Source organism: Klenkia marina (assembly GCF_900101025.1).
In the GTDB taxonomy this organism is placed as follows: Bacteria; Actinomycetota; Actinomycetes; order Mycobacteriales; family Geodermatophilaceae; genus Klenkia; species Klenkia marina.
In genome coordinates this window covers 89,292-100,189 of sequence record NZ_FMUH01000001.1, presented here as the reverse complement: position 1 = coordinate 100,189, position 10,898 = coordinate 89,292, and the positions used below count along the sequence as shown (strand labels likewise).

The 10,898-nt window shown below is 74.4% G+C and carries 12 protein-coding genes; 10 read left to right on the top strand and 2 right to left on the bottom strand.

Annotated features, from left to right (window positions below; translation table 11 throughout):
* Positions 1-80: 80 nt before the first annotated feature.
* From BLP29_RS00505 to BLP29_RS00465, 9 genes are all read left to right on the top strand, one after another.
* The gene (locus tag BLP29_RS00505) at positions 81-635 is read left to right on the top strand and encodes a YceI family protein (RefSeq protein ID WP_092798820.1); all 555 of its coding nucleotides are present in this window, start codon (positions 81-83) and stop codon (positions 633-635) included.
* Between the two features lie 68 nt (positions 636-703).
* Positions 704-1,471 carry an alpha/beta fold hydrolase gene (locus BLP29_RS00500; RefSeq protein WP_092798819.1) on the top strand — a complete coding sequence of 256 codons (768 nt, stop codon included), beginning with the start codon at positions 704-706 and terminating at the stop codon, positions 1,469-1,471.
* Positions 1,472-1,517: 46 nt separating this feature from the next.
* Complete coding sequence (locus BLP29_RS00495) at positions 1,518-1,991, top strand: MauE/DoxX family redox-associated membrane protein (RefSeq protein ID WP_243469591.1); 474 nt, start codon at positions 1,518-1,520, stop codon at positions 1,989-1,991.
* On the top strand, positions 1,988-2,767 hold the full coding sequence (locus BLP29_RS00490) for a DsbA family protein (protein ID WP_092798818.1): 780 nt from the start codon (positions 1,988-1,990) through the stop codon (positions 2,765-2,767). Before BLP29_RS00495 ends, BLP29_RS00490 begins: the two co-directional genes overlap by 4 nt.
* 18 nt (positions 2,768-2,785) lie before the next feature.
* Positions 2,786-3,121 carry a hypothetical protein gene (locus BLP29_RS00485; protein WP_092798817.1) on the top strand — a complete coding sequence of 112 codons (336 nt, stop codon included), beginning with the start codon at positions 2,786-2,788 and terminating at the stop codon, positions 3,119-3,121.
* 58 nt (positions 3,122-3,179) lie between these two features.
* Positions 3,180-4,229, top strand: coding sequence for a hypothetical protein (locus tag BLP29_RS00480; RefSeq protein WP_092798816.1), 1,050 nt, complete (start codon positions 3,180-3,182; stop codon positions 4,227-4,229).
* A gap of 133 nt (positions 4,230-4,362) precedes the next feature.
* A complete protein-coding gene (typA, locus tag BLP29_RS00475; protein ID WP_092798815.1) occupies positions 4,363-6,258 on the top strand; it encodes a translational GTPase TypA in 1,896 nt (631 codons plus the stop codon).
* A 253-nt stretch (positions 6,259-6,511) separates the two neighbouring features.
* Entirely contained in the window at positions 6,512-7,009 is a 498-nt protein-coding gene (locus tag BLP29_RS00470; protein ID WP_133378927.1) for a DUF5994 family protein, read from the top strand.
* Positions 7,010-7,044: 35 nt separating this feature from the next.
* The gene (locus BLP29_RS00465; RefSeq protein WP_092798813.1) at positions 7,045-7,929 is read left to right on the top strand and encodes a DUF1684 domain-containing protein; all 885 of its coding nucleotides are present in this window, start codon (positions 7,045-7,047) and stop codon (positions 7,927-7,929) included.
* A 25-nt stretch (positions 7,930-7,954) separates the two neighbouring features.
* On the opposite strand, the gene BLP29_RS00460 is transcribed toward BLP29_RS00465, so the two are convergent.
* Complete coding sequence (locus BLP29_RS00460; RefSeq protein ID WP_092798812.1) at positions 7,955-8,626, bottom strand: SDR family NAD(P)-dependent oxidoreductase; 672 nt, start codon at positions 8,624-8,626, stop codon at positions 7,955-7,957.
* 122 nt (positions 8,627-8,748) lie between these two features.
* Between BLP29_RS00460 and BLP29_RS00455 the strand changes: the two genes are divergently transcribed.
* A complete protein-coding gene (locus BLP29_RS00455) occupies positions 8,749-9,705 on the top strand; it encodes a Rossmann-fold NAD(P)-binding domain-containing protein (protein WP_092798811.1) in 957 nt (318 codons plus the stop codon).
* 88 nt (positions 9,706-9,793) lie between these two features.
* Here BLP29_RS00455 and BLP29_RS00450 read toward each other — a convergent pair whose 3' ends face one another.
* Positions 9,794-10,771 (bottom strand): sulfite exporter TauE/SafE family protein, encoded by a 978-nt coding sequence (locus tag BLP29_RS00450; protein ID WP_092798810.1) that lies wholly within the window; start codon positions 10,769-10,771, stop codon positions 9,794-9,796.
* Positions 10,772-10,898: the final 127 nt, after the last annotated feature.

Here is a 10,898-nt window from a genome sequence, read left to right as displayed (position 1 = left end):
GGTACTAGCGGAATGCTCAAGCCTTCAACTACGCTACGGTCCGGCGAAGCAGTCAAACGCTCAACGACTTGGAGACCACCATGACCAGCACGCAGATCCCCGGCTACCTCGCCGGCACCTGGGACATCGACGCCAGCCACTCGACCGTGGGCTTCTCGGTCCGTCACATGATGGTCAGCAAGGTGCGCGGCTACTTCACGAAGTTCGAGGGCGTCGTCGTGACCGCCGAGGACCCCACCGCCTCCACCGTCGAGGCCACGATCGACATGGACTCGATCGACACCCGCCAGGAGCAGCGCGACGCCCACATCAAGTCGGCCGACTTCTTCGACACCGGCAACCACACCGTCATGACCTTCCGCTCCACCGGCGTCAAGGCCAAGGGCGACGACTGGGTGGTCGAGGGCGACCTGACCATCAAGGGCATCACCAAGCCCACCGAGCTGAAGCTCGAGCTCAACGGCTTCGGCCCCGACGCCTACGGCGGCACGCGCGCCGGCTTCTCCGGCAAGACCGAGATCTCCCGCAAGGAGTACGGCGTCGACATCGACATGCCCATGGACGGCGGCGGCGTCGTCGTCGGCGACAAGATCTCCGTCGAGCTCGAGATCGAGGCCGTGCTCCGCACCGCCTGACGCAGCTGACGAGAGCCCCGGCACCCCGATGGGTACCGGGGCTCTCGCGCGTCCGGCACCATGCGCGCATGACCGTGGAGCTCGCCACCGCCGTCCAGGGCTCGGGCCCCCGCCTCGTTCTGCTTCACGGGATCACCGAGGACCGCACCTTCTGGGCCCCGGTCGTCCCGCTGCTCACCCCGTGGGCCTCCGTCGTGCAGGTCGACCTGCGCGGGCACGGTGATTCCCCGCGCGCCGAGGGCTACGACCTCGAGGACATGGCCGACGACGTCGCCGCCGCGGTGGGCACCGACGAGCCACCGCTCGTCGTCGGCCACTCCCTCGGCGGGCTGCTCGCCGTCGTGCTGGCTGCCCGGCACCCCGTGCGCGGCGTCGTCGACGTCGACCAGCCGCTTGCGCTGGGCGGGCTGCAGGCGGGCGTGCAGCAGGCCGCGCCGCTGCTGCGCGGCTCCACGCCCGAGTTCGAGGGGTTCATGGCGGCCATGTTCGCCTCGATGCAGGGCAGCACCCCCGGCGACGAGGCCGCCGCGCTGGCCGCGCGCCGCCGTCCCCGGCAGGACGTGGTCACCGGTATCTGGACGCCGCTGCTGGACTGGTCGCCCGGCGACCTGGAGGCGTTCGTCGAGCGCACCGCGGCCGCCGTCCGCGTGCCCGTGCTCTCCCTGCACGGGCTGGACCCGGGCCCGGACTACGCGGCCTGGCTGACGGCCCGCATCCCCACCGCCGTCGTCGAGCACTGGACCGACGGGACCGGCGCCGACCTCGGCCACCACCCGCACCTGCGCGAGCCCGAGCGGTTCGCAGCCCGCGTGCGGGCGTTCGCCAGCGATCTCTGAGGCTGCCCCCAGGAACTCCTGGGGGTCGGGCGACGACTGTGGGGTCGTGCGGATCGATGTCGCGCGCCCCTGGCTGGCGCTGGCCGCCCGGCTGCTGCTGGGCGGCGTCCTCGTCGTCGCCGGGGCGCTGAAGCTCCCCGACCCGGCCGCTGCCGCCCGTGCGGTGCGCGCCTACCAGCTGCTCCCCGAGGGGCTGGTCGGGCCGGTCGCCTTCGGGCTGCCGGTGGTCGAGATCGCCGTCGGCCTCGCGCTGCTGGCCGGGCTGTTCGTGCGGACGGCGGCGCTCGCCACCGCGGCGCTGCTGGTGGTCTTCCTCGTCGGCATCGTCTCGGCCTGGGCGCGCGGGCTGCAGATCGACTGCGGCTGCTTCGGCGGCGGCGGCCAGGTCGACGCCGCCGACACCGCCTACCCGGCCGAGGTCGCCCGGGACACCGCGATGCTGCTGGTCGCGCTCGCCCTGGCCCGCTGGCCGCACTCCCGTCTCGCCCTCGCCACCCGTCTGGAGACCGCGACCCCATGAGCACGTCCCGCAGTGCAGGCAAGAAGGAAGCCGCCCGGCAGCGCATCGCCGCCAAGCGGGCCGCCGAGGCCGCCGCGCAGGCCGCCGAGCGGCGACGCACCCGCGTGCGCATCGGCGGCGCGGTCGGCGCCGTGCTGGTGGTCATCGCCGTGGTGGTCACGATCGTCGTCCAGACCTCGCGGTCCTCGGTGGCCGCCGACGCTGCGCGGCCGGGGAACACGTCCGCGGGCGGCAACGGCTACACGTTCACCGTCGGCCAGGCCGACGCCCCGGTCACGGTCGACCTCTACGAGGACTTCCAGTGCCCGGTCTGCAAGCAGTTCGAGGACGCCGCCGGGCCGACCCTCGAGCAGCTGGCGACCGCCGGCACGGTGAAGATCGTCCACCACGGCATGGCGTTCCTGGACTCGGCGCAGAACGACGACTACTCGACCCGCGCGCTGAACGCGGCCGCCGTCGTCGCCTCCACCGCCGGCCCGGAGGCCTACGAGACCTTCCACGACCTGCTCTACGCGAACCAGCCCGACGAGCGGGACGGCGCCGGCCTCACCGACGACCAGCTGGTCGCCTTCGCGCAGCAGGCCGGCGCGACCGGTGAGGACGTCGGCACCGACATCACGGACCTGGTCTACGGCGAGTGGGTGAAGGGGGCCACCGAGCAGGCGTCGAAGGACGGCGTGACCTCGACGCCCACCATCCTCGTCGACGGCACGACGCTCACCGACCGCACCGCCGCCGGCCTCACGGCCGCCGTCCAGGCCGCCCAGCGCGGCTGATCGGGGACACTGGGCACCATGTCGACCAGCACGCCCACCCGTTCCTCGCTGACCCGTGACCTACCCAGTGCCCTCCCGGTCGCGGTCGGCCTGGCCGCCGGGTTCGCCATCGCGCAGGGCACCGGCGTGCGGGCGCTCGGCGGTGCAGTGTTCGTCGCCGGCGGCGTGGCTGCCGGGTGGCTGTGGCGGCGCCGGCGCGGCTGGGCCGTCACGGCCGGGCTCGCGGTGGTCTACCTCGTCGCGTTCGTGCTCGCCCACGTGCTGGCCATCGGGGTCGGCTGGCCGGCTTGGCTGGCCGTCGGCACGGTCACCGCGGTGGCCGCCGGGATCTCCCACGCTGTGGCCGACCGCTGATCGCCCGGCCGGACGGGGTCCGATCGGGCAGAGTGGCGCTCCGAGTCCGAGGAGAACAGTGCTGACGACCCGCTCCGCGCACCGCGCCCTGCCGCTGCTGGCCGTGCTGCTGGCCCTGGCGCTGGTGTCGGCCTGCACCGACCCCGAGGCGCCCGCCGACGAGCGGGCCACCGGGTCGACGGGGTCCGCCGCCTCCGGGGCCGACGTCCAGGTCCCCGGTCTGGACGCCCCCGCCGGTCGGGGACTGGTCGGCGCGGCACCGGCCGGCCTCGACGCCGTCGCGCCGCTGGTGGCCCCGGTCGGGTCCGAGGTGCCCGTCGTCGGCGACTGCCTGGCCCCGGTGACCGACCTGGTGGGGTACCTCAACGGCGCCGGGGTCGGCGACCCGGCGGACTGCGGCGCGGCCCACGGCGGTGTGGTGGTCGGCGCGGACGGGTTCGCCCCGGCCGACCTGGCCTTCGACAGCAGCGGTCAGGGGCTGTGGACCCTGGAGGACCGGCGGACGGCCAACGACGAGGCCGAGCTGCGCAGCCGCGCCACCCCCGGCTGCCGCGCCCAGTTCGACGCCGTCGAGGCCCATGCCCTGGCGATGGGTGCGGGCTTCGCGCGCAGCTGGGCGCTGCGCCCGGCCGTGCGCCTGCCCACCCGCGAGCAGTGGGACGCCGGTGAGCGCTGGGTGGCCTGCGTGTACCTGGCGCCGACCGGGCGGACCATCGACGGCGGGGTCGACGTGCGGGCCGTGTCGGCCGACCAGCCGCTGCCGCCCAGCCTGCAGTCGTGCACGTCCCCGGTGGGCGCGCCCACCACCTGCACCCTGGGCGAGGCCGCCGCGCAGCAGTACGTGGACCTGGCCCTGCCCGAGGGGCGGCGACCGGCACCGGGAGAGCGGTTCGACGACGACGTCCGCGCCGAGCTCACCGGCACCTGCGGCGACGTGCTGGCCCGGCTGGACCCCGAGCTGGCGGTGTCCGCGGGCATCGAGGTCCGGGTGGACGAGCGCACCGACCGGCTGGCCGTCGAGCCGCCCGGGCAGGAACAGGTGGTCGGCGCCCGCTGCGAGCTGGCGGCCACCCCGGAGCCCGCGGCCCTGGACGACCTGCTGGCCTGACCACGGCGGGGGAGGGTGACCGCGCACACGCCGGGAGGGGGCCTCGCGCCGCGTACCATGGGAGGGTCGCCGGACGGCGACCCCGCGGCGTGCAGCGCTGCGCACTCCCGAGCTCCTGAGGTGCCGTTCCCCCATGCCCACCCGCAACGACCTGCGCAACGTGGCGATCGTCGCCCACGTCGACCACGGCAAGACGACCCTGGTCGACGCCCTGCTCCGGCAGGCCGGCGCCCTCGGCCGCGCCAAGGGCGAAGGCACCGACAACGACACGACGCAGGACCGGGTCATGGACTCCATGGACCTCGAGCGCGAGCGCGGCATCACCATCCTCGCCAAGAACACCGCCATCCGGCTGGCCGACGACGAGGGCAACCCCGTCGTGGTCAACATCGTCGACACCCCCGGCCACGCCGACTTCGGCGGTGAGGTCGAGCGCGGCCTGTCGATGGTCGACGGCGTCGTGCTCCTCGTCGACGCCTCCGAGGGCCCGCTGCCGCAGACCCGCTTCGTGCTGCGCAAGGCCCTCGGCAAGGGGATGCCGGTCATCCTCGCGGTGAACAAGACCGACCGTGGCGACGCCCGCATCGAGGAGGTCGTCGACGAGTGCTACGAGCTCTTCATGGAGCTCCTCGAGGACGCCGGCCTGCCCGCCGAGTCGCTCGAGTTCCCGATCGTCTACTGCAACGGCCGCACCGGCCAGGCCTCGCTCACCAAGCCCGAGAACGGCACGGTGCCCGACAGCCCCGACCTCGGCCCGTTGGTCAAGACCCTGCTGGAGACCATCCCGGCCCCCGAGTACGACGCCGAGGAGCCGCTGCGCGCGCAGGTCACCAACCTCGACGCCTCCCCGTTCCTCGGCCGCCTCGCGCTGCTGCGCATCCACTCCGGTGAGATGAAGCGCGGCCAGCAGGTGGCCTGGTGCAAGGTCGACGGCACCATCACCAAGGTCAAGATCACCGAGCTGCTGTCGACCGAGGGCCTCACCCGCGTGCCGGCCGAGAGCGCCGGCCCCGGCGACCTGGTCGCCATCGCCGGCATCGAGGACATCGGCATCGGCGACACCCTGGCCGACCCCGACGACCCGCGCCCGCTGCCGGCGCTGACCGTCGACGAGCCCTCGATCTCGATCACGATGGGCATCAACACCTCGCCGATCTCGGGCAAGTCGGGCAAGAAGGTCACCGCCCGCCTGATCAAGAACCGCCTCGACCAGGAGCTGGTCGGCAACGTCTCGGTGCGCATGCTGCCCACCGAGCGCCCCGACACCTGGGAGATGCAGGGCCGCGGCGAGCTCGCCCTGGCCATCCTCGTCGAGCAGCTGCGCCGCGAGGACTTCGAGCTGACCGTCGGCCGCCCGCAGGTGGTCACCAAGACCATCGACGGCAAGCTGCACGAGCCGGTCGAGCGCGTCACCATCGACACCCCCGGCGAGTACGTCGGCACGCTGACCCAGGCGCTGGCCATCCGCAAGGGCCGGCTGGAGAACCTGGTGCACCACGACACCGGCTGGGCGCGCATGGAGTACATCGCCCCCTCGCGCGGCCTCATCGGGTTCCGCACCGAGTTCCTCACCGAGACCCGCGGCACCGGCGTGTTCAACCACGTGCTCGAGGGCTACGAGCCGTGGCTGGGCGAGATGCGCGCGCGGCCCACCGGTTCCCTGGTGGCCGACCGCTCCGGCGTGGCCACCACCTACTCGATGTTCTCGCTGCAGGAGCGCGGCCAGATGATGGTCGAGCCCGGCACCGAGGTGTACGAGGGCATGGTGGTCGGTGAGAACTCGCGTCCCGACGACATGGACGTGAACATCACCAAGGAGAAGAAGCTCACCAACATGCGCAAGTCCACCTCCGAGGAGCTCGAGCGGCTGATCCCGCCGCGCGTGCTCAACCTGGAGCAGGCGCTGGAGTTCTGCGCCGAGGACGAGTGCGTCGAGGTCACCCCGACGGTCGTCCGCATCCGCAAGGTCGAGCTGGACCAGACCGTCCGCGGCCGCCAGCGCAACAAGAAGCCCAAGGTCGGCGAGTAACCGACCATCAGCGGCCCACGCGGGCCGTCGTTCGACGCTGAGGTACCACTTCCGGCCGGGAGTGGTGCCTCAGCGTCGTATGACGGTGGTTCAGCGGAGGCCATCGCAGCCGCGTGGTCACAGCGCGTGACGGCTCCCCGTGGGGGTGATGGGGCGGATGGGACGTGGCGTGTCCGTAGGAGGTCCCGTGCGGGCGGGCCTAGCGTGGATGAGCGGGGCCGGTGGTCCCGGGGGAGCAAGGGGTGTGGTGCCGGTGGCCGACCGGGCGGCGTGGATCGGGGAGCAGGAGCTCCCGGGTTTCCGCGGAGGCATCGACGTGCGGGTCAGCCTGCGCACCGACGCGGGCCCCGGCCTGCACGGCGCGTGGTGGCCCCGCTCGACCGACCTCGCGGTCGAGCTGCCCGAGCTGGTCGCCGCGCTCGAGCGCCGCGGGGTGCAGGTCACCCGCTTCACCTACCCCTTCGCCACCTGGCACGCCGTCCCGCGCAAGCTCGCCGTCGGCGACCGGCTGGTGCGGGTCGGCGGGTTCGCCACCGGTGACCCGCAGCTGGTCTCGCTGACCTGCGGCCCCGACGCCCAGCACCTCGAACTGCTCGTCGTCCCGCCGGGCACCGAGGCGCTGTTCAGCGCCCGCGCGCTGCGCATGGCCGCCCACCCCGGCGCGGCGCTGACCGCCCGCGCGGTGCTGACCGCCGCCGGGAAGCACCCGGCGCTGCGCACCGGCGAGATCCCGGTGCAGACCGCGGGCTGAGGACTACCGCGCGGCCCGGCGTCGTTGTGCCGGGCATGACCAGCACCGTGCCGCAGACCTTCGCCGACGAGTGGGCCGCCTGGCACCGCATCCGCGAGCAGCAGCTCACCCACCCGCACGGCTTCCTCGCCGTCACCTCGCTGACCTGGCTCGGCGAGCACCCGGTAGCCGCCCCGGGCTCACCCGGTCGTTGGTGGGCCGACTCCCGCGGCGTGGTCGTCGAGCTGGCCGACGGGGACGAGCTGGTCGTCGAGGGCACCCGGGTGACCGGGGAGCACGTCGTCGGTGAGCTCGGTCTGCGCGAGAGCCGGCTGCTGCACGACGGCGACGTCGCCGTCGAGGTGGCCGAGCGCGGCGGGCGGTACGTCGTCCGGGTGCGCGACCCGCGCTCGCCCCTGCTCGCCGCCCACCCCGGGACGCCGGCCTTCCCGGCCGACCCGCGGTGGTCGGTGCCCGGCCGGTTCGTGGCCTTCGACGCGCCGCGGCCGACCGCTGTCCCCGGTGTGCTGGAGGGGGTCGAGCACGTCTACGACGCCCCGGGCACCGTGGAGTTCACCCTCGACGGCACCCCGTACGCGCTGCGCGCCTTCCCCGGGCACGGCGACGGGGCGGTCATGGTGCTGTTCTCCGACGCCACGTCCGGTGACACCACCTACCCGTTCCGCTCGCTGGACCTGGTGCCCGCCGCCGACGGCAGCGTGCAGGTCGACCTCAACCGCGCGGTCAACCTGCCCTGCGCCTACACCGACCTGGCCACCTGCCCGACCCCGCCGGCGGAGAACCGGCTCCCGGTCGCCGTCGAGGCGGGGGAGCGGACGCCGACCGTGCGCGGCGCCGCCCGCCCCACCGACGACGGGGCCGAGTTGGATCGTGCAGCTCTCGTGGCCCCGTCGCAGGGTCCCGGGTCGCGCGCAGCGTGATCCGGGGGGCGACGGGGTCCTTCCCCTAGTCCGAGCCCTCGACCTGGTGGCGGAAGTCGCTGCGCCCGGTGTGCAGGCCCCACAGGTGGCCGGCCATCACGTCGGGGCCCTTCACCGGGTCGCCGTCGACCATCGCGCCCGGGATGACCAGCTGGGCGACGTGGATGCCCTCGTCGGCGAGCACCTCGTGCAGCATCTGCGCGTAGGCGGTCAGCCCGGCGAAGGCGATGCTGGTGCCGGCGACGCCGGAGTTGGGCACGACCGCCGACCCGCCGTTGACGAACAGGATCGAGGGCCGTGCGCCGTCGGGCAGGTACCGCATGCCCGGCAGCACCTGCCGGACGGCGGCGACCGGCCCGTAGACCGAGAACTCCACCGGGCCGACGAGGTCGGCCGCGGTGGTCTCCAGCACCGGGCGCAGGAACGTCTTGTCCGGCAGCGGGCTGTACTGCAGCACCTCGACCGGCCCCATCGCCTGGGCGGCGGTGTCGAGGGTGTGGGTGATCGAGTCGGGGTCGCGGACGTCGGCGACGAACCCGCCGGCGGTGATGCCCTCGCCCGACAGCTCCTGCGCCAGGTCGGTGACCCGCTGCTGGTTGCGGGCGATCAACGCGATGTCGTAGCCCTCCCTGCCGAACCGGCGGGCGGTCTCCGCGCCCAGCCCGCGTCCTGCTCCGATGATGGCCATGACCGGCATGCCGGACCTCTTCCTGGTGGGGTGCACGTCGGAGGAGCCCCTACCCGGTCGGTCGCGCGCAATGCATCGGCTCTCGGCGAACCGGCTGGACGCCGGCCGGCCACCGACCCGAGGGTGGGGTCATGCGGGTCCTGGTGCTCGGCGGTACTCACTTCCTCGGCCGGCACGTCGTCGACGCGGCGCTGGCCGCCGGCCACGACGTCGCCACCCTGACCCGCGGGGTGTCCGGGGACCCGCCCGACGGCGTCCGGGCGTTCCGGGGCGACCGGGAGCAGCCGCTGCCCGGCGACGTGCTGGCCTGGGCGCCCGAGCTGGTCGTCGACACCTCGTGCCGCACCCGGGCCGCCGGTGAGCACGCCGCGGTGCTGGACCCGGCCGGCTACGCGTTCGTGTCCAGCCTGAACGCCTACCGGGACTGGCCGCCCGGGCCGGTGCGCAGCGAGCACGACCCCACGTGGGACACCGACGACGACGAGTACGGGCCGGCCAAGGCGCACGCCGAGCGGGTGCTCGGCGCAGCCCTCGGCGACCGGCTCCTCACCGCGCGCGCCGGCCTCGTGGTGGGGCCGCACGACCGGGTGCACCGGCTGGGCTGGTGGCTGCTGCGGATCGCCGCCGGTGGCCCGGTCGTCGTCCCCGACGCCCTGGCCCAGCCGATGGCGCTGGTCGACGCCCGCGACCTGGCCGGCTGGCTGGTGGCGGCGTGCGGGCAGGTGTCCGGTCCGGTCAACGCCACGGGGCCGGCCGGGATGACCACCCTCGGCGGCCTGCTGGACACCTGCCGGGAGGTCACCGGCGGCGACGCGGAGTGGGTCGTCGTCCCCGAGGACGACCTGCTCGCGGCCGGCGTGCAGCCGTGGGTCCACCTGCCGCTGTGGCTGCCGGCCGACACGGCCCGCACCGCCTGGGACGTCGACACCACCCGCGCCCGCGAGCTCGGCCTGCCCAGCCGCCCGCTGCGCGACACGGTGGCTGACACCTGGGCGTGGCTCCAGGCCGCGGGCGCACCCGGCGGCGACGACCTCCCCGGCCTCCCGCCCGACCTGGAGGCCCGCCTGCTGGCCCTGCCCCGGACGTGATCATGGGGTTGTCGCTCGGGGGCGCGCCGGTCGACGGCGAGTCGCCGGCGACGACCCCATGATCACCGGGTCGTGCGGGGGAGGGGGCTCAGTCGCGGGGGGCCTGGGGGCGACCGGCGGGGACGCCGTCCTCCTGCGACAGGCGGCGGACGAGCTCCTCGCGGCGCTCGGCCTCCAGGCGCTGGGCGGCCTCGACGGACTCGGCCTCGGTGTCGGCCCGGTACTGCTTCCACGACCAGACCACCGCGCCGACCCAGACGACCACGATGACCGCGTAGACCGGCCAGCGGACGGCGTCGGCGACCTCGAAGGCGTTGAACAGCGACCGGGTGTTGGTGAACACGATGATCCCGCCGACCGCGGAGCCGAGCAGCCGCGGCGGCACGTGCCGCACCAGCCAGGCGGCGATCGGGGCCGCGACCAACCCGCCGGCGAGCAGGCCGAGCACCCAGACCAGCTCGATCCCCTGCGAGCCGAGCGCCAGCAGGAAGGCCACCGAGGCGGAGGCCGAGACCAGGAACTCGGAGGTGTCGATCGAGCCGATCACCTTGCGGGGCTCCATGCGGCCGCTGGCCAGGATGGCCGGGGTGCCGACCGGGCCCCAGCCGCCGCCGCCGGTGGCGTCGATGAAGCCGGCGAACAGGCCGAGCGGGAAGAGGAAGCGGCGGCGCATCGGCTTGCCGAGGTTCTGCCGGTTGAGGCCGCGGAGGGTGAAACGGACGAGCACGTAGAGGCCCAGGGCCAGCAGGATCGTGTTCATCAGCGGCGCGGCGACCGAGGTGTCCAGCGAGGACAGGAAGGTGGCACCGGCGGCGGCGCCGACCGCGCCGGGCACACCGACCTTCCAGACCACCTTCCAGTCGACGTTGCCGAATCGCCAGTGCGAGACGCCCGAGGCGAGGTTGGTGCCGATCTCGGCCAGGTGGGCGGTGGCCGAGGCTGCGGCCGGGCTCGCGCCGACGGCCAGCAGCAGCGTCGTCGAGGTGACGCCGTAGCCCATGCCGAGGCTGCCGTCGACCAGTTGGGCGCCCAGGCCCACGAGGGCGAAGAGGATGAGGGTGCGCACAGCGGTGCTCCAGGGAGGGGGAGTGGCGAAGGGGTCCGCCCCGGCCGCGCACCCGCGCCGGGGTCAGGGCAGCAGAGCCCTGGGGGTGGTCAGCGGGCCGGACAGCCGGCGGTGGTGACGCGCCCGA